General features: G+C 74.4%; 21 protein-coding genes and 1 pseudogene. 10 read left to right on the top strand and 12 right to left on the bottom strand.

Annotated features, from left to right (window positions below):
• Positions 1-15 precede the first annotated feature (15 nt).
• Positions 16-1,104, bottom strand: a complete 1,089-nt coding sequence (locus tag HD597_RS40025; RefSeq protein ID WP_253749514.1) for an alcohol dehydrogenase catalytic domain-containing protein — start codon at positions 1,102-1,104, stop codon at positions 16-18.
• A gap of 139 nt (positions 1,105-1,243) precedes the next feature.
• Between HD597_RS40025 and HD597_RS40020 the strand changes: the two genes are divergently transcribed.
• From HD597_RS40020 to HD597_RS40010, 3 genes are read left to right on the top strand one after another with little or no spacing between them, the layout of a single operon-like run.
• Positions 1,244-2,494: an ABC transporter substrate-binding protein gene (locus HD597_RS40020; protein WP_253749512.1), complete on the top strand. Its 1,251-nt coding sequence runs from the start codon at positions 1,244-1,246 to the stop codon at positions 2,492-2,494.
• Positions 2,491-5,085, top strand: a complete 2,595-nt coding sequence (locus HD597_RS40015; RefSeq protein WP_253749509.1) for an ABC transporter permease subunit — start codon at positions 2,491-2,493, stop codon at positions 5,083-5,085. The genes HD597_RS40020 and HD597_RS40015 overlap by 4 nt, the downstream gene beginning before the upstream one ends.
• The gene (locus HD597_RS40010; protein ID WP_253749507.1) at positions 5,082-5,828 is read left to right on the top strand and encodes an ABC transporter ATP-binding protein; all 747 of its coding nucleotides are present in this window, start codon (positions 5,082-5,084) and stop codon (positions 5,826-5,828) included. Before HD597_RS40015 ends, HD597_RS40010 begins: the two co-directional genes overlap by 4 nt.
• Here HD597_RS40010 and HD597_RS40005 read toward each other — a convergent pair.
• The 3 genes and pseudogenes from HD597_RS40005 to HD597_RS67045 form a co-directional block, all read right to left on the bottom strand.
• A complete protein-coding gene (locus HD597_RS40005; protein WP_253749505.1) occupies positions 5,816-6,544 on the bottom strand; it encodes a dienelactone hydrolase family protein in 729 nt (242 codons plus the stop codon). The two genes, HD597_RS40010 and HD597_RS40005, sit on opposite strands and share 13 nt — an antisense overlap.
• A 54-nt stretch (positions 6,545-6,598) precedes the next feature.
• Positions 6,599-7,180 carry a LysR family transcriptional regulator gene (locus HD597_RS40000; protein ID WP_372513642.1) on the bottom strand — a complete coding sequence of 194 codons (582 nt, stop codon included), beginning with the start codon at positions 7,178-7,180 and terminating at the stop codon, positions 6,599-6,601.
• Between the two features lie 141 nt (positions 7,181-7,321).
• Positions 7,322-7,453: pseudogene (locus HD597_RS67045) on the bottom strand (LysR family transcriptional regulator); the annotation flags it as partial.
• Positions 7,454-7,525: 72 nt separating this feature from the next.
• Here HD597_RS67045 and HD597_RS39995 point away from each other — a divergent pair.
• Positions 7,526-8,194 (top strand): type 1 glutamine amidotransferase domain-containing protein, encoded by a 669-nt coding sequence (locus tag HD597_RS39995; RefSeq protein ID WP_253749501.1) that lies wholly within the window; start codon positions 7,526-7,528, stop codon positions 8,192-8,194.
• Positions 8,195-8,288: 94 nt separating this feature from the next.
• Positions 8,289-9,248, top strand: coding sequence for an alpha/beta hydrolase (locus HD597_RS39990; RefSeq protein ID WP_253749499.1), 960 nt, complete (start codon positions 8,289-8,291; stop codon positions 9,246-9,248).
• Between the two features lie 7 nt (positions 9,249-9,255).
• Here HD597_RS39990 and HD597_RS39985 read toward each other — a convergent pair whose 3' ends face one another.
• Positions 9,256-10,293, bottom strand: a complete 1,038-nt coding sequence (locus HD597_RS39985; RefSeq protein WP_253749497.1) for a helix-turn-helix domain-containing protein — start codon at positions 10,291-10,293, stop codon at positions 9,256-9,258.
• 52 nt (positions 10,294-10,345) lie between these two features.
• Between HD597_RS39985 and HD597_RS39980 the strand changes: the two genes are divergently transcribed.
• Genes HD597_RS39980 through HD597_RS39970 form a run of 3 tightly spaced genes read left to right on the top strand, consistent with a single transcriptional unit; the run spans position 10,346 to position 13,199 of the window.
• Complete coding sequence (locus HD597_RS39980; RefSeq protein WP_253749495.1) at positions 10,346-11,440, top strand: acyl-CoA dehydrogenase family protein; 1,095 nt, start codon at positions 10,346-10,348, stop codon at positions 11,438-11,440.
• Positions 11,437-12,381: an acyl-CoA dehydrogenase family protein gene (locus tag HD597_RS39975; RefSeq protein ID WP_253749493.1), complete on the top strand. Its 945-nt coding sequence runs from the start codon at positions 11,437-11,439 to the stop codon at positions 12,379-12,381. Before HD597_RS39980 ends, HD597_RS39975 begins: the two co-directional genes overlap by 4 nt.
• Positions 12,378-13,199, top strand: coding sequence for a TIGR03619 family F420-dependent LLM class oxidoreductase (locus HD597_RS39970; RefSeq protein ID WP_253749491.1), 822 nt, complete (start codon positions 12,378-12,380; stop codon positions 13,197-13,199). Before HD597_RS39975 ends, HD597_RS39970 begins: the two co-directional genes overlap by 4 nt.
• A gap of 9 nt (positions 13,200-13,208) precedes the next feature.
• Here the strand turns inward: HD597_RS39970 and HD597_RS39965 are convergent, their stop codons facing one another.
• The 7 genes from HD597_RS39965 to HD597_RS39935 all read right to left on the bottom strand — a co-directional run bounded on the left by HD597_RS39965 (position 13,209) and on the right by HD597_RS39935 (position 22,452).
• Complete coding sequence (locus tag HD597_RS39965) at positions 13,209-15,149, bottom strand: CHAP domain-containing protein (RefSeq protein ID WP_253749489.1); 1,941 nt, start codon at positions 15,147-15,149, stop codon at positions 13,209-13,211.
• 262 nt (positions 15,150-15,411) lie between these two features.
• Entirely contained in the window at positions 15,412-16,161 is a 750-nt protein-coding gene (locus HD597_RS39960; protein ID WP_253749487.1) for a glucose 1-dehydrogenase, read from the bottom strand.
• Positions 16,148-18,217 carry an acetate--CoA ligase family protein gene (locus HD597_RS39955; protein WP_253749485.1) on the bottom strand — a complete coding sequence of 690 codons (2,070 nt, stop codon included), beginning with the start codon at positions 18,215-18,217 and terminating at the stop codon, positions 16,148-16,150. Before HD597_RS39955 ends, HD597_RS39960 begins: the two co-directional genes overlap by 14 nt.
• 20 nt (positions 18,218-18,237) lie before the next feature.
• A complete protein-coding gene (locus tag HD597_RS39950; RefSeq protein WP_253749483.1) occupies positions 18,238-19,746 on the bottom strand; it encodes a class I adenylate-forming enzyme family protein in 1,509 nt (502 codons plus the stop codon).
• A 23-nt stretch (positions 19,747-19,769) separates the two neighbouring features.
• A complete protein-coding gene (locus HD597_RS39945) occupies positions 19,770-20,093 on the bottom strand; it encodes a VOC family protein (RefSeq protein WP_308210788.1) in 324 nt (107 codons plus the stop codon).
• Complete coding sequence (locus tag HD597_RS39940) at positions 20,090-20,452, bottom strand: Zn-ribbon domain-containing OB-fold protein (protein ID WP_253749481.1); 363 nt, start codon at positions 20,450-20,452, stop codon at positions 20,090-20,092. The genes HD597_RS39945 and HD597_RS39940 overlap by 4 nt, the downstream gene beginning before the upstream one ends.
• 65 nt (positions 20,453-20,517) lie before the next feature.
• Positions 20,518-22,452, bottom strand: coding sequence for a protein kinase domain-containing protein (locus HD597_RS39935; protein WP_253749479.1), 1,935 nt, complete (start codon positions 22,450-22,452; stop codon positions 20,518-20,520).
• 161 nt (positions 22,453-22,613) lie between these two features.
• Between HD597_RS39935 and HD597_RS39930 the strand changes: the two genes are divergently transcribed.
• Both HD597_RS39930 and HD597_RS39925 read left to right on the top strand, forming a co-directional pair.
• Entirely contained in the window at positions 22,614-23,207 is a 594-nt protein-coding gene (locus HD597_RS39930; protein WP_253749477.1) for a cysteine hydrolase family protein, read from the top strand.
• Positions 23,207-23,947, top strand: coding sequence for an SDR family NAD(P)-dependent oxidoreductase (locus tag HD597_RS39925; protein ID WP_253759670.1), 741 nt, complete (start codon positions 23,207-23,209; stop codon positions 23,945-23,947). Before HD597_RS39930 ends, HD597_RS39925 begins: the two co-directional genes overlap by 1 nt.
• The last annotated feature ends 3 nt before the right edge of the window (positions 23,948-23,950 follow it).

Below are 23,950 nucleotides of genomic sequence, written 5' to 3'. Positions count from 1 at the left end.
GGGGAGCCAGGGCCTTCAGAAGGTGATGACGGTGCGGGCCACCGTGCCCTGGCGGACGTGGTCCACGGCCTCGTCGAGGTGGTCGAGGGGAAGGCGTTCGGAGATGAGGGCGTCGAGGTCGAGGCGGCCGCGGACGTACTGGGCGGCCAGCATGGGGAGGTCGCGGCCGGGAGAGGCGTCGCCGCCCTGGGTGCCCATCAGGCGGCGGGAGGCGAACAGCAGGCCCGTGTCCAGCTCCATGGGGTGGCCCGCCGGTGGGCTGCCGACCATGACCGTGGTGCCGCCGGGCTGGGTGGAGGCGAAGGCCTGGGCGAGGACGCCGGGGGCGCCCGTGGCGTCGAAGGCGTAGTCGACGCCGCCCCTGACCAGCTCGCCGACCTGGCGGGGGAGGTCGGAGGCGAGGAGGAGGTGGGTGGCGCCGAGGCGTTCGGCCTGTTTGAGTTTCTGCTCGGCCACGTCGGCGGCGATGATGGTGGTGGCGCCGGCGAGGAGGGCGCCCTGGATGACGTTGAGGCCCACCCCGCCGCAGCCCACCACGAGGACCGTCGCGCCCGGCGGGACCTGGGCGACGTTGAGGACGGCACCCACGCCGGTGATGACGCCGCAGGCCAGCAGGCACATGGCGGCCAGGGGGAGGGCTTTCGGGATCTTCACGCACATGGGCTCGGGGACCACGGCGTACTCGGCGAAGGAGCCGATGCCGATGAAGCGGCGGACCTCCTCGCCGCCCAGGGTGATCCGGGGCAGGCCGCCCATGATGGTGGGCAGGCGCGCGGGGCCGGAGCACAGGTGGAAGCGGCCCGAGCCGCAGGGCCGGCAGCGGCCGCAGGGGCCGTTCATGGCGATGATGACGTGATCGCCGGGCTTGACCGCCGTGACGCCCGGGCCCGCCGACTCCACCACGCCGGCGCTCTCGTGGCCCAGGATGTAGGGGAGCTTGCTGACCACGGGGCTCTTGCCGTCGATGGCCTTGAGGTCGGAGCCGCACACGCCCGACGCCTTGATCTGTACGCGGACCTCGCCGGAGCCCGGCTCCTGGATCTCGACCTCGCGGATCTCCATGGGCGAGTGGAACGCGGTGAGCACGGCGGCGCGCATCAGCATGCGTTTCACGCTAGCCCCGGCACTGTTCACAAACAAGCGGTTGCTAGGTAAATCCGATCACGCCCGTTGACGACCCCGGCGGGCGAATTTACGCTTCTGAACCAAGCGAGCGCTAGGCCAAGTGCAGTGGGAGGCCGTCATGGTGCGGAAAAAGTCGGCGGCGTTCGTGGCCGCGATGCTGGCCGCCGCCGGATGCGCGGCACAACAGCAGGGCGGCCAGGGAAGCGGTACGGGACAGGGCGCCCCCGGCGTCACCGACACCACGATCACCATCGGCGGCGTGCTGACCAAGACCAGCGCCAGCGGCTACTCCACCAAGGACGCCGAGATCGGCGCGAAGGCGAGATTCGAGCGGGCCAACGCCGAGGGCGGCGTGCACGGCCGGAAGATCGAGTTCCTCGGCGCCGAGGACGACGGGCAGGACGCGGCCAAGGGCGACGCGGCGGCCAAGAAGCTCGTCCAGAAGGACCAGGCGTTCGCCCTCGTGCCGGTGCACGCGCCCAACTTCGGCGGCGCCACGTTCCTGGAGCAGCAGGGCGTGCCGTGGTTCGGCTGGGCGACCGGCCCGCAGTGGTGCGGCACGAAGACGGGCTTCGGCTACAACGGCTGCCTGGCGCCCAAGCAGGGAGCCGGATCGCAGACGTGGTGGGGCAGGCAGATGGCCGACCTGCTCGGCGGCTCCGCGGGCAAGAGCGTCTACGTCCAGACCTCCGACTCCAGCGGCAGCAAGTACGGCGGCACGACCATCTCCCAGTCGTTCACCGCCGCCGGGTTCGAGCTGGCCGGCGTGAACTCCGGCCTGCCGGCCGCCGCCCCGCCGCCCGACTGGCTGCCGTACGTGAACAAGATCATGACCTCGGACGACGGCGGCCCCCCTGACGTGGTCGTCTCCGTGATCGCCGGCACGAAGTTCAACGTCGGCCTGTACGCGGCGCTCAAGCGGGCCGGCTACCAGGGCGTGCTGACCGACGCCACCAGCTACGACGTCGCCATCCTCAAGGACCCGGCCAGCGCCCAGGCCCTGGAGGGCGTGATCGCGGCGCCCATGTTCGAGCCGTTCGAGTCCACCGCCCCCGAGATCGCCGAGCTGAAGGCGGACGTCGAGAAGGTCGCCCCCGGCACCCAGCTCACCCAGCACCTGGCCATCGGCTACTGGGCCGCCGACATCTTCCTCGACATGCTGAACAAGACCGGCAAGGACCTGACCAGGGAGAAGTTCCTGGCCACGGGCAACGGCTCGTACCTGTACGAGAACCCGGGCTTCGGCCGGATCGAGTACCCGAAGGACCACAGCGAGCCCAACGGCTGCGGCGCCCTGGTCAAGCTGGAGGGCGGCGCCTTCCAGGTGGCCAAGAGCATGAAGTGCTTCGACAACGTGCCGCTCAAATGATCCTGGACTACGTGCTCAGCGGCCTGGTCACCGGGGCCGTCTTCGCGATCATGGGCTCGGGCCTCACGCTCTCGTACGCGGCCACGGGCGTGTTCAACTTCGCCCACGGCGCCATCGGGTTCCTCACCGCCCTGCTGTTCTACCAGCTCACCCAGGCCGGAATGCCCGCGTGGCCGTCGGCGCTGCTGGCGGTGGCGATCTTCGCCCCGGCGCTCGGCTACGCCCTGCACAAGGCCATGTTCCGGGGCCTGGCCCAGGCCGGGGAGACCGCGCAGATCGTGGCCACCATCGGGCTCACGATCGCGCTGCCCGCCCTCGGCCTGCTGGTGGTGGACCTGGCGGGGCTGCCCCCGGCGGACGCGACCGCGTTGCCGCGCGGCGTCGGGCCGCATCCGGCCCAGGCGTTCGACGTGCTCGGCGTGCGGCTGGACAGCGACCAGCTCATCACGTTCTGCTTCTCGGCCGTGGCGGCGGCCGGGCTGTGGGCGTTCATCCGGCACACCCCGTACGGCCTGCGCATGCGGGCCTCCGTGGACCGGCGGCGCCTGGCCACGTTGCGCGGCATCGACGTGGACGCCACCTCGGCGCTGGCCTGGATGCTCGGCTCGGGGCTGGCCGGCCTGGCCGGGGTGCTGGCGGTGTCGGTGCTGGGGCTGGACGCGACCGCGTACACGGTGCTGCTGTTCGCCTCGGCGACGGCGGCGGTGTTCGGGCGGCTGCGCTCGATCCCCTGGACGTTCGCGGCGGGCCTGGCGCTCGGCGTCGTGCAGAACCTGGTCGCCGGCTACACCGACTTCCTCGAAGAGGTGACGGGGCTGCGCACGGCGGTGCCGGTGATCCTGCTGTTCGCGGGGCTGGTGCTGCTGAACAGGTCGCGCGAGCGGGTGGCGGGCAGCGCGGCCGAGGACGTGCCGCCGCCCGATCACCTGGCCGGGCTGCCGCCGTGGCGGCGCAGGCTGCCGTGGGCCGCCGGGGTGGCGGCGCTGGTGGTGTTCGCGTTCGCCGGGTCGGAGTACTACGTCGGCGTCGTGGCCCACGGGCTGGTGCTGGCGCTGATCTTCTGCTCGTTCGTGGTGGTGACCGGGATCGGCGGCATGGTGAACCTGGCCCAGGCCGCCTTCGCCGCCATGGCGGCGCTGACCTGCGGGTGGGCGTTCGCGTCCGGGCTGCCGTTCGTCGTGGCGATCCTGCTGGGCGTGCTGGCCGCCGCGGCCGTGGGGATGCTGGTGGCGCTGCCCGCGCTGCGCCTGGGCGGGCGGGTGCTGACGCTGGCCACGCTGGCCCTGGCGCTGCTGGCCGATCAGGTGCTGTTCCAGGTGGACGCGTTCAGCAACGGGACGATCGGGTGGCCGATCCCCGCGCTGGGGTTCGGGTTCGCCGACACCTCCGACGCGCGGGTCCGGGTCGTGGTGCTGCTCCTGCTGATCGGGGCGGTGGCGCTGCTCGTACGGAACCTGGAGCGCTCGGCCTCGGGGCGGGCGATCCTGGCCGTGCGCTCGGCCCCGGCGGCGGCCACGACGTCGGGGCTGTCGGCGCCGCGCACGAAGATCACGCTGTTCGTGCTCGCGTCGGCCGTCGCCGGGCTCGGCGGGGTGCTGTTCGCGATCTCCAAGGGATCGATCACCGCGACCGATCTGCCGGCGTTCTCCGGGTTCGTCTGGCTGGCCGTGGTGGTGCTGCAGGGAGTGCGGCGCATCGGCGGCGCGGTGCTGGGCGGGCTCATCGCGGTCGCCGTGCCCGAGCTGCTCGCCACCTGGGACGTCTCCGCGCACGTCGGCGCCATCCTGTTCGGGCTCGGGGGCATGATCCTGGCCAAGCACCCCGACGGGGTGCTCACCCAGCTCGCCGAGCTGCGGCGGCGCCGCGAGAAGCCGCCCGAGCAGGAGCCCGCGCCGGCGGTGGCGCGCGAGCCGGCGCTGTTCTCCATGGAGGGGGTCGTCGCCGGGTACGCCGACGTGACCGTGCTGCGCGGCGTGGACCTGCACGTCAACCCCGGCGAGGTCGTCGCGCTGCTCGGCGCGAACGGCGCGGGGAAGTCCACCGCGTGCGCGGCGGCGGCCGGGGACCTGCCGGTGACCGGCGGCCGGATCCTGCTGGACGGCCAGGACGTCACCGCCTGGCCCGCCCACCGCAGGGCCCGCGCCGGTATCCTGCTCGCGCCGGAGGGCAGGGGCGTCTTCCCCGGCCTCACCGTGGAGGAGAACCTGCGGACCTGGCTGCCCGACCCCGAGCCCGTCTACGAGCGCCTGCCCCACCTCGCCGAGCGGCGTACCGTGCTCGCCGGCGCCCTGTCCGGCGGAGAGCAGCAGCTCCTCACGCTCGCCCCCGCGCTGGTGCGCCCGCCGCGCGTGCTGATCGCCGACGAGCCGTCGCTCGGGCTGGCCCCGATGGTGGTGCGGCAGGTCTTCGACGTCTTCGCCGAGCTGCGCGAGCGCGGGGTCGCGCTGCTGCTCGTCGAGGAGAAGGCCACCGAGGCGCTGGCGATCGCCGACCGGGTGGCGTTCATGCGGCTGGGCCGGGTCACCTGGTGCGGCCCGCGGGCCGAGGTGGACAGCGAGCGGCTGACCGCCGCCTACCTGGGGGTGCGATGACCGTGCTGGCCGTGGACGGCGTTTCGGTGGCGTTCGGTGGGGTCAGGGCGCTGGACGGGGTGACGTTCGAGGTCGGGCGCGGCCTCGTGTGCGGGGTGATCGGGCCGAACGGGGCCGGCAAGACCACGCTGTTCGACGTGGTCTCGGGGCTGCGCAGGCCGGACGAGGGCCGGGTCCGCCTCGACGGCCGTGACGTCACGGGGATGCCGGCGGTCAGGCGGGCCAGGGCGGGGCTGCGCCGCACGTTCCAGCGCACCCAGGTCTTCGGCCGGCTCACCGTGGCCGCGAACGTGCTGGCCGCGCTCGACTGGCACGGCGGCGGGGGCGGGCTCGCCGCCGACCTGGTCGGCTGGCCGGCCCGGCGGCGGCTGGAGCGCGAGCGGCAGGAGCGGGTGGCCGAGGTGCTGGAGCTGTGCGGGCTCGCCGAGCTGCGCGACGCCTACGCCGCCGCGCTCCCCGTCGGCCGGCGCCGGCTCGTCGAGCTGGCCAGGGCCCTGGCCGACCGGCCCCGCGTGCTGCTGCTCGACGAGCCCACCTCCGGGCTGGACAGCGGGCAGAGCGCCCGCCTGGGCGAGGTCGTCAGGGCGTTGGACACGACCGTGCTGCTGGTCGAGCACGACATGGGGTTCGTGATGGACACCTGCGACCGGATCGTCGTGCTGGACCTCGGCAAGGTCATCGCCACCGGCACGCCCGCCGAGATCCGGGAGGACCCGGTCGTCAGGGCCGCCTATCTGGGTTGAGCGTGCCGCTCGGTGAAGGACAGGATGCGGCGCCAGGCGTCCTGGCAGGCGTCGGCCCACTCGCCGTAGCTGCGGTCGAAGAACGAGTGCGGGGCGCCCTCGTAGACGTGCGTCTCGTGCTCGGTGCCCACCCGGTCGAGCGCGGCCTCGTACGCGGCGAACTGCTCGGGCGTGGACGCCGTGTCGGCCCCGGCCCGCAGCAGGAGCAGCGGCGCGCCGGGCCCCGACTCCGGCTCCTCGATGAAGCGCAGCGCGCCGTAGAAGCCGATGCCGCCCGACAGGCCGTTGCCTCCGGCGGCCAGCCACCAGGACAGGGCGCCGCCCATGCAGAAGCCCGTCGTGAACACCGGGCCGCCCAGCGCCTCGGCCGCGGCCCGGGCGTCGGCCCGCGCGCCCTCCAGGGTGATCTGCTTGACGTGCGTCATGAAGTCGAAGTCGTCGCCGCGGTCGCCCAGGCCCGCGGTGCGGCCGAAGTAGTCGATCGCGATCGTGCGGAACCCCGCCTCGGCGAAGCGCCGGGCCAGGTCCCGGTAGAAGGGGTGCAGGCCGCGCACGTCGGGCAGGATGACCATGGAGCGGCCGTTCGGCTCGGCGGGCTCGGCCCGGTAGGCGAGGAGACGGTTGCCGTCGGCGGCGGTCAGCTCGATCTGCTCGTGTGCGGCCACCTCGCCCTGGACGGGCGGTGCGGGCGGCCTGCTGTCGGTGGAATGGCACATGCGCATCAGCATGCCCCCGCGCGGCCCGCCCTATCCAGGCGGCCCCCGGGGAGGCTAGAACGACGCGGCGGCCCGCAGCTCCCGCACCAGGTGCTCGCGTACGCGGGCCACCGCGGGCCTGGCCTGCGCGCCGGAGCGTACCGCGAGATGGCCGGTGTTGATCGGCGGCTCCTCGGGCTCGGCCAGCGTCACGAGCGTGCCCGCCGCCAGGTCGCGCCGGCACAGGTACGCGGGCAGCACCGACACGCCCATGCCCGCGCGGACCGCGCTCAGCACGCCGCGCAGGTCCGGCATGACGACCTGGGCCGCCATCGACGGGCGGCGGCCGTACACGCTGCGCCAGTAGCGCCGCACGATCGGCAGGTCCTCGGCGTAGGCGACCAGGGGCTCTGACGGCCCCACCCCCGGGGCGGCGACCAGCAGGAACTCCTCGTCGTACACCGGGTCGGACTGCACGCCGCGCAGCCGGGGCCGGATCGTGGACAGCACGAGGTCCAGCCGCCCGGCCGCCAGGTCGTGCAGGAGGTCGTCGGACAGCCCCAGCGTGACGCGCAGCCGCAGCCCGTCACGCACGAGCGGGGCCAGCATCGGCATGACCACCTCGCTCAGGAACTCGGCGGGCCCGCCCAGGTGCACGGCCTCGCCGGAGGGCAGCTCCGCGGCCACCACCTCGTCCAGCGCGTCGAGCCCCGGCGCGACCCGGCGGGCCAGCTCGTCGGCGGCGGGCGTGGGCGCGACCCCGCGCGGCAGGCGGTCGAACAGCGGCCGGTCCAGCGTCGACTCCAGCGTCTTGACCTGCGCGGTCACGGCGGGCTGCGAAAGGCCGAGCGTCTGTGCGGCCGCGGTGATGGAGCCGGTCCGGTGGACGGCCAGGAAGGTGCGCAGCAGGTCCAGCGAGAGAGGCGACATATCACTATTCTGATGGCTCATGGCATCTTTCGTTATTTGTTGCTGATGGCTCGCCGGAGGCATCCTGGGCGCATGACCAAGCGCGTACTGATAGCTCTGACCAGCCATGACGACCTCGGAGGCGTGGAGCGGACCGGGTACTACGTGCCCGAGGCCGCCCACCCGTGGGAGATCTTCCGCAAGGCCGGCTTCGACGTGGACGTCGCCAGCGTGCGGGGCGGCGAGCCGCCCCAGGACGGCTACGACCCCGCCGACCCCGCCCAGGTCGCCTTCGTCGCCTCCCCCGAGCAGCGCGACACCGCCCGCCTGGCCGACGTGGACGCCTCCCGCTACGACGCCGTGCTCTACGCCGGCGGCCACGGCACCATGTGGGACTTCCCGGACGACCCCGACGTGATCAGGATCGGCCGCGAGGTGTACGAGCGGGGCGGCGTCGTGGCGGCCGTCTGCCACGGCCCGTCGGCGCTGGTGAACCTGACGTTGTCCGACGGGTCGCACCTGGTGGCGGGCAAGCGGGTGGCGGCCTTCACCAACGCCGAGGAGGAGCTGCGCGGCGTGGCGGGCGTGGTGCCGTTCCTGCTGGCGGACGCCCTGGTCGCGCGGGGCGCCGAGCACGAGCCCGGCGAGAACTGGCAGCCCCGGGTGGTGGTGGACGGCCGCCTGGCCACCGGGCAGAACCCGGCCAGCGCCGCGCCCCTGGCCGAGCGGGTCGTCGAGCTGCTCGCCGAACGTCGGGTCTGAGCCGGGCAATCGCCGCCGGATGGCGGTTGTGCGCCGGAGGTGCGGGCTTCGACTATCAAGGGGTAGCACCACCGCCCCCACGGAAGGAACCTCCATGGCCCACCCCAACCTGGATCCGGAGCTGCGTGCCGGGATCGAGCAGTTCCCGATGCCGCCCGGCGACATGTCCGCGGTGTTCGCGGACCTGCCCGGAGCGCGGGCGCAGGTCAACGCGATGATGGCCGCCGCGCCCGCGCCGGACACGCGGATCTCGATCGAGAACCGCATGATCCCGGGGCCCGAGGGGGCGCCCGACCTCCGGGTACGCGTCTACCAGCCGGAGGAGCCCGGGGAGGACCGGCCGGCGCTCTACTGGATCCACGGCGGCGGCATGGTCATGGGCATGCCCGAGGGTGACGACGGGCCGATGATCGAGTACGTCGAGCGGCTCGGCGTGGTCGTGGTCTCCGTGGACTACCGCCTCGCGCCCGAGCACCCGCACCCGGCCCCCGTCGAGGACTGCTACGCCGGCCTCGTCTGGACCGCCAAGAACGCCGCCGAGCTGGGCATCGACGTGAGCAGGCTGGCCGTGGGCGGCGCCAGCGCGGGCGGCGGGCTGGCCGCCGGGACCGTGCTGCTGGCCAGGGACAGGGGCGGGCCCGACGTGGCCTTCCAGCTCCTCGTCTGCCCGATGCTGGACGACCGCAACACCACGCCGTCCAGCCACGAGTTCGCCGAGGCCGTGGTGTGGGACAGGCAGGCCAACCTCTTCGGCTGGACGGCGCTGCTCGGCGACCGGATCGGCACCGGCGACGTGCCCGTGTACGCGGCTCCGGCCCGTGCCACCGACCTGTCGGGGCTGCCCCCGGCGTTCGTGGACGTGGGGGAGCTGGAGGTGTTCAGGGACGAGTGCGCCGGCTACGCGCTGCGGCTGGCGCAGGCCGGGGTGTCGACCGAGTTCCACCTGTATCCGGGGGCCTTCCACGGGTTCGACATGCTGGTGCCCGGCGCGGCGCTGAGCGTCAGGGCGCGGCAGGCCCGTGAGGCGGCGCTCAGGCGGGCGTTCGGGCTCTAGCCGCGCTCTAGCCGGGGCTCTCGGTCCGGTTCGCCAGCAGCCGGACCAACGCCAGGGCCAGGTGGGCGCGCATGCGCCCCGGCTGGTCGCCCAGCGAGAAGCCCAGCGCGGACTCCGCGCGGGCGATGCGGGCGGCCAGCGAGCTGTGGTGCAGGTGGACGGCCTGGGCCGCGCCCCGGATCGACCCGGCCAGGCACAGGGAGCGCACCGCGAGCAGCGACTCCTCGCCCAGCCGGGACATCGCCCGGACGTCGGGCAGGCCCGCGATCGCCTGCTCGGGCAGGTCGGCGAACAGGGCCAGCGCGCCCAGCTCCGACCAGCGCAGCACCCGGTCGTGCGGGCCGGTGAACCGCAGCGCGGTGCGGGCGCCGGCCCACGACTCGGCCGCCCGTGCGCCGGGCACCTCGGGGCCGATGCCGGCCCTGGAGATGCCGGGCAGCCCGGCCTCCAGGGGGGTCGCGACCAGGACGGCCGCCGTGTCGCCGATCGTGGCGGCGCGCACGTGGTGGCCCATCGCCCGCAGCCCCGCGGCCAGCCCCTGGTCGGGCAGCGCGATGGCCAGGGCCTGCAGCGGCGTGGCCGGGTCGAGGCCGAGCAGGCGCAGGGCGCGGGCGCGCTCGGCCTCGCCGGTCCCGTCCGACAGGACCAGCTCGACCAGGGCGGGGTCCTGCCCCGTGCGGGCGAGGGCGGCGGCGCGTTCGAGGGTGACCTCGGCCGCCGCGGCGTAGCGTTCGAGCACGATCTCGTCGAGCCCGTGCGCGGGCCCTTCGCGTTCCATCCAGACGGCGCCGAGGCCGGAGCTGAGCTCGCGCGCGGAGGAGGGGACGGCCGGCGTGTCGGCCGAGCCGTCGGCGCGGACGCGGGTGCGCCGGCCGGTGGCGGCGTCGAGGAGGCCGACCGGGCACTGTGTCAGCCGGGCCGTGGCCTTGAGCAGCACCGGCACGCTCACGTGGTCGCGCAGCAGCGAGTCGAAGTAGGCGATGACCCGCACCGCGCTCTCCGCGTCGGCGTCGAGCGTGGAGAGCCGCAGCAGCAGTCCCTGCACGAGGTCCACACTAGCCTGGCCGCGATACCAAGCGTGCGCTAGGTTGGTAGATGTGGATCTCGACTTCTCCCCGGCCGAGCGGGCCTTCCGGCTGGAGGTTCGCGACTGGCTGGCCGGGCACAAGCCGCCGCCGCTCCCGTCCATGGACACCGCGCAGGGCTTCGCGGCGCACCGCGCCTGGGAGGCGGAGCTGGCGGGCGCGCGGCTGTCCGCCGTCTCCTGGCCCGAGGAGTACGGCGGGCGCGGCGCCTCCCTCATCGACTGGCTGATCTTCGAGGAGGAGTACTGGGCCGCCGGCTGCCCCGCCCGCGTCACCCAGAACGGCATCTTCCTGCTCGCCCCCTCCCTCATGCGCCACGGCACTCCCGAGCAGCGCGAGCGCCTGCTGCCCAGGATGGCCAGGGGCGACGACGTGTGGGCGCAGGCGTGGTCCGAGCCCGAGGCCGGCAGCGACCTGGCCGCCCTGACCTCCCGCGCAGAGCCCTGCCCCGGCGGCTGGCGGCTGTACGGGCACAAGACGTGGAGCTCCCGGGCCGCCTTCGCCACCCACGGCTTCGGCCTCTTCCGCACCTCCGGGGCGCGGCACAAGGGGCTGACGTACTTCATGTTCCCCCTGACCGACGTCGCCGTCCGCCCGATCGCGCAGCTCGACGGGCTGCCCGGCTTCGCCGAGCTGCGCTTCGACGGGGTGTTCACGCCGGACTCGATGGTGCTCGGCGAGGTGGGCGAGGGCTGGCGGATCGCGATGGCCACCACCTCCTCCGAGCGCGGCCTGACCCTGCGCAGCCCCGGCCGCTTCCTGGCCACCGCCGACCGGCTCGCCGAGCTGGCCCGCGACGCGGACCCGGCGCTCGCCGACCGCGCCGCCAGGTGCCGGGTGGAGGCGGAGGCGTACCAGTTGCACACCTTCGGGACGGCGCGGCGCATCATGGCGGGGGAGGAGATCGGGCCCGCCGCCAGCCTGGGGAAGATCTTCTGGTCCGAGCTCGATCTGCGCATGCACGCGCTGGCCCTGGAACTGCTGGGGGACCGCGCGGAGGACTGGCTGGACGGGTTCCTGTTCTCGCTGGCCGGCCCGATCTACGCGGGCACGAACGAGATCCAGCGCAACATCGTCGCCGAGAGGGTCCTGGGGCTGCCGCGATGAACTTCGGCTTCGACGACGATCAGCTCGCGCTGGCCGCGACCGTGCGGGACGTGCTGCGTACGCACTGCCCCCCCGGCTCCCTGCGGGCGGAGCGGCGGCCCGCCTGGGAACAGCTCGCCGCGCTGGGGTTCTTCGGGCTGCTGCTGCCCGAGTCGGCCGACGGGCTGGGGCTCGCGCTGGTGGACGTGCTGCCCGCCCTGGAGGAGACCGGGCGCGCGTGCCTGCCGGGGCCGGTCGTCGAGACCGCCGTGGTGGCGCCGTTCCTGATGGCCGAGGTGCCCAAGCTGGCCTCCGGCGCGGTGTGCGTCGGCGTGCTGCCGCCGGGGCAGGCGTACCTGGCCGACGCCGACCTGGCCGACCTGCTGGTGGTGGTGCGGGACGGCGGCGCGCGGGTGATCTCGCGCCAGGACGCGCGGCTCACGCCCCGGCGCGGCGTCGACCCGTGCCGGCCGCTGTTCGAGGTGGCGTTCTCGCGCTCCGAGGCCCTGCCGGGGCCCGTGGGGCCGGCGCTGGCGCGGGCCGCGGTGGCCACCGCCGCGCAGCTCGTCGGCGTCGCCAGGGAGCTGCTGGCGGTCACCGTCGCCTACGCCCGCGCGCGCACCCAGTTCGGCGCGCCGATCGGGTCCTTCCAGGCCGTCAAGCACCAGCTCGCCGACGTGGCCGTGGCGGTGGAGTTCGCGGCGCCGCTGGTGTACCGGGCGGCCCTGACCGTGGAACCGGACGGCGACGAGCGGGACGCCGGCGCCGCCAAGGCCGCCGCCGGCGAGGCCGCCGTGCTGGCCGCAAGGGTCGCGCTGCAGGTCCACGGCGCGATCGGCTACACCGAGGAGCTGGACCTGCGGTTCTGGCTCGCGCGCGCCTGGTCGCTGTCCGCCGCGTACGGCACCACGGCCGCCCACCGCGAACGCCTGCGCGCCGCGATCACGGGGAGGCGCCCGTGAAGTTCGGCGTCCCCCTCGGCCTCGTGCATCCCGCCGCCTGGAAGGACGTGGCGGTGGCGGCCGACGAGCTGGGGTTCGAGTCGGTGTGGCTGCCCGAGCACCTCGTCTTCGCCACCGACCTGTCCCTGGCCGTCTACCCGGGCACCTCCGACCCGGGGATCAAGCCGCAGACGCCGCTGTTCGACGCGCCCGCGTACCTGTGCTGGCTGGCCGCCCTGACCACCCGCGTCCGGCTCGGCACGGCCGTGCAGCTCCTCGCGCTGCGCCATCCGTTCGTGTCGGCCCGCGCGTTCGCCACCCTGGACGTGGTCTCCTCCGGACGCGCCATCTGCGGCGTCGGCGCGGGCTGGTACCGGGGGGAGTGGGAGGCGGCCGGGGTGCCGTTCAGGACCAGGGGAGCTCGGCTGGACGAGGCGATCGAGGTGGTCCGGCGGCTCTGGAGCGAGCCGCTGGTCGCCCACTCCGGGCGGTTCTACGCCTTTCCCGAGGTCGCCTTCGAGCCCAAACCGGTGCAGCGGCGGCTGCCCGTGCTCGCGGGCGGTGAGTCGGCCGCCGCGCTGCGCCGGGCGGCCACGTTGTGCGACGGGTGGATCAGCATGCCGCACACGATCGAGTCGATCAGGCCCCAGCTCGCCCGGCTCGGGGCGGGGGTGGCGGTGACCGCGCACGCGTACGAGCTGGCCTCGCCCGGCGAGGTGGACGACTGGGCGGAGCTCGGGGTGGAGCGGCTGATCGTCCGCCCCTGGACGCGCAGCAGGGACGCGGTGTCCGGGCTGGCCGCCTTCGCCGGCGAGTACGACGTCGGGAACCCGTCCTGAAGGCGGGGTTCAGGCCCGGTGGCGGCCCCCGCCGACCAGCTGCTGCTCGTGCGTCCTGCGGTGGCGGCGCCCCCTGAGCGGGACGTCGGACGGGGCGTGCTCCTCCACGCGCGCGCCGCTCCTGCGCCGCCCCCGGTAGGAGGGGCCGGACGGGTCCAGGATGTCGCCGCCCCTGCGCCGCGGCGGGCTGAAGGCGTCGAACGTGCTGGTCGCGCCCGGGATGACGATGCGCTCGAACGGGCTGGTGTCCACGAAGCGCTGGAGCGGGCCCGTGTCGAGGACGACCTCCACCGAGCCGGTCGCGTCCGTGAGGGTGATGCGCCGCAGCGGGCCCGTCTCGTCCGTGAAGGTGATGCGCTCCAGGGGGCCCGTCTCGTCGGTGAAGGTGATGCGCTCCAGGGGCGCCGTGTGCTCGGTGAACGCGAAGCGGCTCTGGTCGAAGTCCGGCTCGTAGGGCTGGTCGTCGAAGGCGGGGGTGAACGAGCCCGCACCGGTGACGCGGCGGTGATGGCCGGGGGCGTGGCGGCGCGTGGGGTGCCCGGTGGCGTGGGGGTCCCCCGCATGATGATGCCGGCGCGCGTCCGTGGTCAGGTCGAACGGCCTGGTGTCGAGCGGCAGCTTGCGGTGCCGGGCGCCGCCGGAGCGCACCGCGTCCCTGGAGGCGGCCCTGGACGTCGCGCGGTGCCGGACGTCGGAGGCGGTCACGGAGCTCAGGACGTCGGACGCGGCGTCCGCGGCGCCGAGGGAGCGCAGGGCTGCCGACGTGGCGAGGCGGTCGGCGTTCTCCTGGAGCTCCACCGCGGTGAGGTCGGCGGTGACGAGGCGCTGGACCGCGGTGGCGTCGGCGGTCACGGGCGCGGGCCCGCGGCGACGGCGGCGGCCCTTGGCGCGGGACGGGCGCGCCGGCTTGCCGGCGGTGGCCGGGCTCAGGCGCAGGCGGCGGGTCTTGGCCACGGCGAGCAGCGCGAGCGCGGCGACCAGGGCCGAGCCGATCAGCGTCGGGGAGTCGATGGCGGGCAGCGGGCCGGTGGCGGAGGCGTCGGTGTGGGACGGCAGCGGCTCGGCCGTGGCCGCCTCGGTGCCGGCCGTGGCGGGCTTGGCGTGCTTGCCCTTCTTGATGGCGCCGGGCGCGGGGGACGCGCCGGCCTGCGGGCTCTGCTGAAGGGTGGTCGAGTGCGAGCCGGAGCGGGGCGCCGCGGTGGCCGCCGGCGCGGAGGCCGAGTCGGAGCGGGGGGTCTCGTTCCTGGGCTGGTCCTGGGTACGGCCCTGGGCCTCGGCCGGGGTCTGGCCCTCGACCCGCCCCGTGGACGGCGGCTGCTCCCTGGTGGGGTCCTGCGACTGGATCCGGCCCGCGTCGATGGGGGCCTGGGCGGACCGGCCGCCCTCCGCCCGGGGGATCAGCGAGCTGAGCGACTCCTCGGGGATCTGGATCGTTCCGGCCTCGGCCTGTTCCTTGGCCTTCTTCTTCGCCGCCGCCGCGTCGAGCCGCTCCTTGACGCGTTCGGGGTAGCCGTAGCCGACCACCTTGCTGGTGTCGCGCTCCTTGCGCTTGGCGACGCCTCCGTCGATGTTGCCCTCGATCGTGTGGATGGTGTCGCCCTCGACCCTCGTCACGATGCCGACGTGGTCGATCCTGTCGATGTCGTTGGAGCCGCTCCAGTCGTAGAAGACGAACGCGCCCGGCTTGGGCGTCTTGCCCCACGCCCCCTGCTCCTTGAACCACTCCGCGTGCGCCACCGTCCACGCGAACTGCCCGATCCACTCCTCGTAGCCGAGCTTGTGCGCGGCCCAGGAGAGGTACATGTCGCACCACGGCGCCGAGCTGTAGTCGGCGTCGAACTCGACGTTCTTGCCGTACCAGTCGCCGAACTTGGTGTACGACCCGGACTTCTCCGAGTACCCGAGCTGGCTCTCGAGCAGTTCGATGTACTTCTGGATCTCTGGCGTCATGGAGGTATGGGGGCACCTTCCGGGCAAGACCGGGTTTATCCACGCAGCACTGGGTAAGGAGGGGAACCCGGGACTGGTGTGACAAAACCGGAGGCCTGTCGTCTTCCGTGCTGAGTGAGGTTACCAAGTCGTAACCCCAGGTTGCGCACGTCCCCGGGGGCGATCATGCCCTCCGGGGCTGGAAACCGCAGGTCAGTGATGTTGCCAGAAATGTCCGAGGCTAGGCGGTTTAACACTAAAAGATCTACCTTGGGGTAAGGTGTCAGTACCCTGCGCCGGTCAGCAGGCCCCCGTCCACCGTCACCTCGGTGCCCGTGCAGTAGCTGGCCCGGTCCGAGGCCAGGAACGCCACCACGTGCGACACCTCCACGGGCTTGGCGAACCGCTTGATGACCATGGACTTCACGAACGCGTCGGCGTCCACCTCGGCCACGATGTCCGGGTCCAGCGCCATGGCGGTGTTGATCGCGCCGGGGTGCACCGAGTTCACCCGGATCTTGAACCTGGCCAGCTCCCGCGCCGCCGACTTCGTGATGCCGCGGATGCCGAACTTCGAGGCCGAGTACGCCGACAGCCCCTCGGCGCCGACGTAGCCCTCGATGGAGGAGATGTTCACGATCGAGCCGCGCCCGGCGGCCTTCATGGGCTCGATGACCGACTTGACGCCCAGCCAGGTGCCCTTGAGGTTCACGCTGATCACGCGGTCGAAGTCGTCAAGCGACATGTCCTGGATGCGGCGAAATTTCAGGATTCCGGCGTTGTTGACCAGCACGTCGAGCCTGCCGTGCACCTCCACGGCCGTCCCCACGGCCCGCTCCCACTCCTCGGGGCTCGTCACGTCGTGCCGCAGGTACGTGGCGCCCGTCTCCTCCGCCAGCGCCTTTCCCTCCTCGTCCAGCACGTCCCCGAACACCACCCGCGCGCCCTCCTCCAGGAACAGCCGCACGTGCGCCGCCCCCATGCCCCGCGCCCCGCCGGTGATCAGCGCCACCTTGCCGTCAAGCAACCCCATGCCGTCCTCCTGCCGCGACGGCCACGGCGGCCGCCTCCATGGTGCGGTAGACGGGGATCCCCGCCGCCGCCGCGATCCGGCCGACCTCGTCCTCGACGCCCGCGGGGGCGCACTCGCCGTTCCTGGTGACCAGGATGATCCGCACGCCGGGGCGCGCGGCCTGGGCGGCTGCCAGCGCGTGCGTGTAGTCGTACAGGGGCTCGGGGGCGGTCCCGTACGTGAAGAAGGCCTGCACGTTCACGTGCGCCACCACGTCCCGGTACGGCCCCGCGAGCGCGTCGATCACGTCGGTCACGAGCCCGGCCCTGCCCAGCGGCCCCACCGGCACCTCCAGCGGGTTGCCCGTCGCCACCACCCCGAGCCCGCGCAGCGCGTCCAGGCGGTCGCCCGGCAGCGGGCCGAGCCGCACCCCCGCCCGGTCGAACGCGTCCGCGGCCAGCACACTCGCACCCCCGCTCGGCCCCACCACCAGCACCTGCTCCCCGCCGGCGGCCCGCGAGCCGTGCGCCTGGAAGTACGCCAGCACCCCGATCAGGTCGTCCTGCCCGGACACCAGCGTCGCCCCGGTCTGCTCGGCCACCGCCTCCCAGATCCGCCGGTCGCTCACCAGGCCGCCGGTGTGCGAGGCCGCCGCCCGCTGCCCCTGCCCGCTGCGCCCGCCGACCAGCAGCACCACGGGCTTGCCCGCCGTTCGCAGCGCCTCGTACAGCTCGCGGCCGTCCCTCGGGTCCTCCAGGTACATCCCGATCGCCCGCGTCTGCGCGTCCTGCGCCAGCCAGCGCAGCAGCTCGGCCGGGGTGACGTCGGCCGCGTTCCCGACGGTGACGACCCGGCTGAACGCCAGCCCCCGCCGCTCCCCGACCTTGATCACCTCGCCGGCCAGGCCGCCGCTCTGCGAGATCAGCGCGACCGTGCCCGCCGGGCCCATCCCGCCGCCGACGAACGTCTGGCGTCCCCTCGGGCAGTACACGCCCATGCAGTTGGGGCCGAGCAGCCGCGTCCCGGCAGCCCGCGCCGCCCCGGCCAGCTCCCGCTCCAGCTCCTGCCGCCCCGCCTCGCCGAACCCGCCGCTCATCACCTGCGTGAACGGCACCCCGCGCGCCTCCCGCACGACCTCGGCGCAGCGCTCGGCGGGCACGGCGACCAGGGCGTAGTCCACGTCGGCGTGCGCGAGCGAGGGCACGGCGGGCACCCCGGCCACCTCGGCCGCCGTCGGATGCACGGCCACCAGCGGCACGCCCGCGTCGCGGTAGAAGCCGAGGAACATGTTCCCGAAGTTCGGCCGGGACGTGGACGCCCCGACGACGGCCACGGCCTTGGGCTCGAAGAGCGCCAGAAACCCTCCCGCACGTCCCGCCGCCTCGGGTGACGGGCCGGCTGCGGACGTCTCCGGTGGGAGCTCGGCCACGCGGACCGCCGGGGCGGCCGGGAGGTGGCGGGCGTCGACCGCGATCGCCCCCGAAGGGCCCGCGATGACCGGGTTCAGCTCGAACTCGCCCAGCTCCAGCCGCTCCCACAACCCCCCAGGCCCGCCCACCGCCATGATGACCTTGACCACCGCGTCCACGTCCACCGGCGGCCCGCCGCGCCAGCCGTCCAGCAGCGCGGCGCCGCGCAGGGACGCCAGCGCGCGCCGCACGTCCGTCTCCGTGACCGGGCAGAGCCGCAGCGCCGTGTCACGCAGCGCCTCCGCCCACACCCCGCCCAGCCCGACGAGCAGCACCGGCCCGAACGCCGGATCCCGCACCAGCCCCACGATCAGCTCGACCCCGGCCTCGGCCTGCTCCTCCACCAGGAACCCGGCGGGCTCCAGCCGGGCCCGCATCCCCGCCGCCGCGGCCCCCAGCTCCTCGTGCGCCAGCCCCAGCACCACGCCCCCGGACTCGGACTTGTGCGTCAGCCCCGGCCCGAACGCCTTCAGCACCAGCGGCCCGGCCAGCTCCCGAGCCGCGCCGAAGTCGTCCCCGCGCACCACGACCCCGCGCGGCACCGGCACCCCGGCCTCCGCGAGCAGCGCCTTGACCTCGTGCTCGTACGGCCCGACGGTCCGGCCCACGCTTGTGCCCCGGCCCGCGCTCACCCGAGCAGCTCGCGGATCTTCCTGCGGAGCAGCTTGCCGGGCCCGCCGGAGGCGTCCTGGGAGTGCGGCAGCTCGTCCGCGACCACGATGTGATCGGGCCGCTGGTGCGCGGGCAGCAGGTCCGCCAGAGCCAGCGCCAGCTTGGAGGCGTCCAGCGAGTGCCCGGCCCTGGGCACCACGGCCAGCAGGACCTGCTGCTCCGCCGCCTCCTCGGGCACCCCGACGGCGCCGGCCTCGGCCACCCCGTCCAGCGCCGTGGCCGCCTCCTCGATCACGGACGGCTGCGTCCAGATCCCGCCCTTGAGTATCGAGTCCTCCCGCCGCCCGAGCACCCGCAGCACGCCGTCGGCGGAGAGCGTCCCGAGGTCGCCGCCCACGTACCACTCGCCGCGCAGCACCTCCGCCGTCCGGTCGGGCAGCCCGTCGTACTCGGCCATCCGGTGCGGCCCCGTCAGGTTGATCTCGCCGACGGCGTCGACCACCGGCTGCCCCTGCGGGTCGGTGACGCGCACGGCGTTCCCCGTGCGGGCCCGGCCCGAGGACCCCAGCGGGATCGTGCCGTCGTCCACCCTGCCCATGCACGTGTACGGCGCCTCGGTCTGCCCGTAGTACGAGTACACGCCGGCCTGCGGCAGCCTGGCCTTGATCCGGTCCAGCATGGTCGCGGTCAGCGGCTCCCCGCCCAGCATGATCACCTGGATCGACGACAGGTCCACGCCCTCGTGCTCGGGCGAGGCCAGCAGCGCCGAGTAGAACGAGGGGATCTGCGACAGGTGCGTGACCCGTTCGCGGGGCACGACCCGCAGGAAGTTCGCCGGCCCCCAGTCCTGCTCCAGCACCAGCCGCATCCCGGCGTAGAGTGCGGGCCCGACGATGGCCGGGAAGCCGATGCCCCAGATGATCGCGCCCGTCCCGAACACCGAGTCGGGCCCGCGCGGCACGTCCAGCCAGATCTGCGCCGTGGCCAGCGACGACGCGTGCGTGTGCACGACGGCCTTGGGCAGCCCGGTCGTGCCCGAGGTGAAGTAGAGCGCCAGCGGGTCGTCGTGGAAGGCGCCCAGCGGCGGCTCCTCCTCGGAGCCTCCCTCCAGGTCCCGCACGTGGATCCAGGCGGTCACCTCCGGCAGGGACGGCCTGATCTGCTCGACCACCGACTCCACCGTCGCGTCGTACACGAACGCCGTGCACCCCGCCGCCGCCACCACGTCGCGCAGCGTCTCCATCGGCCAGTACGGGTTCAGCGCCGCCGTGACCGCCCCGATCTTGGCCTGTGCCAGGTACACCTCGGCCACCCGCAACGTCTCGTTCAGCAGCGCCGCCACCCGCCTGCCCGGCGTGACGCCGGCGGCGAGCAGGGCGTGGGCGCGGCGGTTGACGTTCCTGTTGAGCCGGTCGTAGGTGAAGCTCTGCTCGCCGCAGTACGTCAGCGCCACCCGGCCGGGCGTGCGCAGCGCTCCGGCGGTCAGGATCGCGTGGCCGTAGTTGCCGTAGGGTGATCGGGGCATGGGGGTGCCTCCCTTGGGGCTGGTCAGAGGGGCGAATACAGCACGAAGACGTTCCCCGAGGGATCGCGCAGCACGGCCCGCGTCTCGTGCGGCCCCGCCTCGGGCGCCCGCACCACCTCGGCGCCGCGCGCCGTCATCCGGTCCACGGTCGCGGGCACGTCGTCCACCTTGTACGACGGCGCGGCCGAGTCGGTGACCTGTTCGGCGGGGCCCGCCAGCGCCACGGTGACCCCGCCCCCGTCGAGCGCGGCGAACCGGTCGCCGTCGCGGAACTTCACCGGCAGCCCGTAGAAGGCGATCGCCTCGTCCAGGTCGGCGACGGGGATCAGCACGTTGCCCAGCTTCACGCGGGCCTCCAATGGGGCAGGTCGTCTCGGAACGTCACACGTACCGGCAGGCCGATGCGCACCTGCTCGGGCGGGCACTCCACCATGTGCCCGAACGCCCGCACCCCCTCCGGCAGGTCCACCCAGGCCATCACGTACGGCTCGCGCCCCCGGTACGCGGGGGCGAACGAGCGGTGCACGACCGTGTACGTGTGCACCAGGCCGTCGCCGGAGGCAGGCTCGAAGACCAGCTCGTGGCCGCCGCACCAGGGGCAGGCGGGCTCGGGGAGGTGGATGCGGCGGTCGCAGGCCGTACAGCGCTGGATGACCAGCTCGCCGCGTGCGCAGGCGGCCCAGTAGGGGGAGGTGTCACCGCTCATCGCTGCCAAGCTAGCGCACGCTTGGTTGCCGGACAAGGCCCGCGATGATCCCGCCCCGCGGCCGGTCACTCCGGTGCGGACGGCTCCGGGGCGGCGGGCAGGAGCGGCGCGCGCGACGGCTCCTCGGAGAAGCGCGGCATCCCTTGGATCGGGCCGTCGGAGGACGCGTCCGGGGGAGGCCACGCGACCGGGGCGTCCGAGGGCTGCGCGGCAGGGGCGCCGGAGAGCTGGGAGCCAGGCGGGTCCGGGGGCAGCGCGGCCGGGGCGTCGGAGAGCCGGGAGACCGGGGCGTCCGAAGGGCGGGCGGCCGGGGTCTCGGAGGCGGGTGGCGGGGCGATCGGGGAGTCCGTGAGCGACGGTGAGGGGGTCGGCTGCGGGGCCGGCGTGGCGGAGCGGGTCGGGGACGGTGCCGGGCAGGCGGGGCCGCTCACCGCGGCCTCGCTCACCTGCGGCCCGTTCGCGGCCGCGGGCTCCGTCATCACCAGGAGTCCGAGGTGCACCCGCTCGCCGCACCCCGGCTCGCCGGGCGCGTACGAGACCGCGCTGGTGTACGAGGTGCGCCCGCGCAGGGTGCGGGTCTCACGGCGGACGGTCGTGGCGGCCCCGCCGTCCGCGTCCCGCCGCGTGTACGCGATCAGCAGCCGCACGGGGCCCGTGCCGTCCACGGAGACGGAGATCGAGCCCGTGGCGCCGTTCCAGGCGACGATGCCGGCCGCGCGTACGGCGGGGAGCGACACGGAGGTGCCGCCCTGCGGGGTGGGCGGGGGAGGCGTGGCGGTGCCGGGCGGCGCGGTGGTGGGGCGGGCGGCCGGGCCGGAGGTGCGGGTCGTGGGGGCGGGCTCGGAGGAGCGGGGCTCCGTCTGGGCCTCGGTCCGGGTCTCGGTCCGGGCCTGAGGCGGCGGCATGAGGATCGTGCCCGGCCCCGCGGGCAGGTGGCCGCCGGACAGCAGGATCGCGATCAGCGCGGCCACCACGGTCGCGCCCGCCACCCAGAGCTGCGGCGGCAGCCGGGGCACCCGGTCGCGCAGGCCGGCCGCGACGGAGGTGCGGCTGTCGGTCCTGGCCAGCGGGAAGCGCAGGGCCAGCAGCGTGGCCTGCTCCGCCAGGTGCCGCCGCCCGCGCTTCTCCCAGTCGGGGCCGTACCCGGCGACCGCGTCCTCCTCCAGCTCGGCCGCGAACTGCCGGGCCGAGGCGTACCTGCCGGCCGGATCCTTGGCCAGCCCCCGCCTGAGCAGGTCGCGCAGCGCGTCGGGCGCGACCTCCAGCGGTAACGGCTCCTCGACGTGCTTACGGCGCAGCGCGGGCACGTCCGGCGCGCGGTCCCCGCCCGCCTTGCCCGCCAGGTACGGCCCGCCCGTCATGTGCGGCCCGCCGTCTGTGCCCGCCATGAACGGCGTGCCGCCCGCACCCCGTCTTTCCGCCACGTACGGCGGTCGTCCCCTGACCGCCTCGAACAGCACGCACGCCGCCGCGTACAGGTCCGCGGGTGGCCCCGCCGCGCCGCGCGTCCACAGCTCGGGCGACATGTACCAGGGGGTGCCGGCCGGCACGCCGGGCTCCTCGGCGTGCACCACGACACCGAAGTCGCCCAGCTTGGTGCTGCCGTCGGCCTGCACCAGGATGTTGTCCGGCGTGACGTCCCGGTGCGGCACGCCGCGCTCGTGGGCGGCGGCCAGGGCCAGCAGCGTGCTCTTGAGCACGGCCAGCGCCGCCTCGGGGGTGACGTGGCCGTGCTCGGCCAGCAGCGTGCGCAGCGACACGCCGTCCACCAGCTCCATGACCACGGCGGCCCTGGTGGGGGTCTCGACGTACTCGTACAGGCGCACCACGTCGGGGTGGTCGAGCTCGACGAGGTGCGGGGTGTCCGACCGGAAGCGGTCCATGAACTCGGCGTCCCGGCGCAGGGTGGCGTTCAGGTACTTGATCGCCACGTACGCGCCGGTCGACTGATAGGTGGCGAGGAAGACGCGGCCGGTGCGGCCGGCGCCGAGCTGGCGCACTTCACGGTAACCAGGGACCAAGTCCTACCCCCATCAGGCAGCCGTCTTGAATTCGACGGTCTCACCCGGGGTTCCGGTTGTCACGAGGCGGGAGATTTCACCCGGTGTTATGCTGGCCCGGATACCAAGCAAGCGCTCGGCTAGAAGCGTGGAGGTCGCCGGTGGAGCGCGTGGCGGTGCTGGTCATGGAGATGCAGCGGGGCGTGGTCGGCGATCTGACGAAATTTCCGGAGCTGGTGGAGGCGTGCGCGCGCCACGACGTCACCGCCAACGCCACCCGCCTGCTCCAGGCGGCCAGGCAGGCCGGGCTGCCCGTGATCCACTGCACGGCCGCGTTCCGGCCCGGCCGGGCCGGCTCCCACACCGCGAACTGCCCGTTCATCGTCTCCCTGCTCAAGGACCCGCGGCACATGCTGGAGGGCACGCCCGCCATCGAGGTGCTGCCCGAGCTGCGCGAGGACGGCGATCTGGAGAGCCGGCGCCACCACGGGTTCTCGCCGTTCACCGGCACCTCGCTCGACATGACCCTGCGCTCGCTGGGCGTCACGTCCGTCGTCGCGCTCGGCGTCTCGCTCAACCTGGGCATCCCCGGCCTGGCGCTGGAGGCCGTGAACCTGGGCTACCGGGTGACCGTCGTCACGGACGCGGTGGCGGGCATGCCCGAGGAGTACGCGCGGGCCGTGCTGAAGCACACGATCAGCCTGCTCGCCACCCGGGCCACCGCCGCCGACCTGGTCGAGGCGTGGAAACGATGATGGACGGGCTGCGCCTGGACGGGCGCACGGCGGTGGTGACCGGGGGAGCGGGCGCGATCGGCATGGCCATCGCCGCCGACCTGGCCGCGCTCGGCGCCGAGGTCGTGATCGCCGACGTGGACCTGGCCGGCGCGGAGCAGGACGCGGACCGGGCGGGCGCGGGGAGGCGGGCGATGCGCGTGGACCTGGCCTCACCGGCTTCCGTGGCGGAGTTCGCGGGCGCGGTGGGCGAGGTGGACATCCTGGTGCACAACGCCGGGGTGGCGATCGTGGAGCCGTTCACCGAGAGCGACCCCGCGGGCTGGGACCTCATGTGGCAGGTCAACCTGCGCGGGCCGATGCTGCTGACCAAGCTGCTCCTGCCCGGCATGATGGCCAGGGGATGGGGGCGGCTGGTGTTCGTCTCCTCCGACGGGGCCAGGGCCGGGTCGGGGGGCGAGGGGGCGTACGCGGCGACGAAGGCGGGCCTGTTCGGCCTGGCCAAGACGCTCGCCCGCGAGGCCGCCCGGGCGCACGTGACCTCCAACGTGGTCTGCCCGGGCCCGACCGACACCCCCATGCTCCGCCGGGTGTCCGCGGCGGAGCCGGGGCTGGTGGACAGGATCGCGCGGGGCATCCCGCTGCGCCGCCTCGGGACGCCCGCCGACGTCGCCGGGCTGGTCGCCTACCTGTGTACGGAACGCGCCGCGTACATCACCGGACAGACCCTGTCGGTGAGCGGCGGCGTGACCATGCACTGAACG

Source organism: Nonomuraea thailandensis (assembly GCF_024172165.1).
GTDB classification, from domain to species: domain Bacteria; phylum Actinomycetota; class Actinomycetes; order Streptosporangiales; family Streptosporangiaceae; genus Nonomuraea; species Nonomuraea thailandensis.
The sequence above is the reverse complement of the archived record's forward strand: the minus strand, read 5'-3'. Positions and strand labels throughout refer to the sequence as shown.

What these genes read in the sequence shown, in the direction of transcription:
- HD597_RS40025 (WP_253749514.1), bottom strand. Translation starts at nt 1,104, where the DNA reads ATGCTGATGCGCGCCGCCGTGCTCACCGCGTTCCACTCGCCCATGGAG.
- HD597_RS40020 (WP_253749512.1), top strand. Translation starts at nt 1,244, where the DNA reads ATGGTGCGGAAAAAGTCGGCGGCGTTCGTGGCCGCGATGCTGGCCGCC.
- HD597_RS40015 (WP_253749509.1), top strand. Translation starts at nt 2,491, where the DNA reads ATGATCCTGGACTACGTGCTCAGCGGCCTGGTCACCGGGGCCGTCTTC.
- HD597_RS40010 (WP_253749507.1), top strand. Translation starts at nt 5,082, where the DNA reads ATGACCGTGCTGGCCGTGGACGGCGTTTCGGTGGCGTTCGGTGGGGTC.
- HD597_RS40005 (WP_253749505.1), bottom strand. Translation starts at nt 6,544, where the DNA reads ATGTGCCATTCCACCGACAGCAGGCCGCCCGCACCGCCCGTCCAGGGC.
- HD597_RS39995 (WP_253749501.1), top strand. Translation starts at nt 7,526, where the DNA reads ATGACCAAGCGCGTACTGATAGCTCTGACCAGCCATGACGACCTCGGA.
- HD597_RS39990 (WP_253749499.1), top strand. Translation starts at nt 8,289, where the DNA reads ATGGCCCACCCCAACCTGGATCCGGAGCTGCGTGCCGGGATCGAGCAG.
- HD597_RS39975 (WP_253749493.1), top strand. Translation starts at nt 11,437, where the DNA reads ATGAACTTCGGCTTCGACGACGATCAGCTCGCGCTGGCCGCGACCGTG.
- HD597_RS39965 (WP_253749489.1), bottom strand. Translation starts at nt 15,149, where the DNA reads ATGACGCCAGAGATCCAGAAGTACATCGAACTGCTCGAGAGCCAGCTC.
- HD597_RS39960 (WP_253749487.1), bottom strand. Translation starts at nt 16,161, where the DNA reads ATGGGGTTGCTTGACGGCAAGGTGGCGCTGATCACCGGCGGGGCGCGG.
- HD597_RS39950 (WP_253749483.1), bottom strand. Translation starts at nt 19,746, where the DNA reads ATGCCCCGATCACCCTACGGCAACTACGGCCACGCGATCCTGACCGCC.
- HD597_RS39940 (WP_253749481.1), bottom strand. Translation starts at nt 20,452, where the DNA reads ATGAGCGGTGACACCTCCCCCTACTGGGCCGCCTGCGCACGCGGCGAG.
- HD597_RS39925 (WP_253759670.1), top strand. Translation starts at nt 23,207, where the DNA reads ATGGACGGGCTGCGCCTGGACGGGCGCACGGCGGTGGTGACCGGGGGA.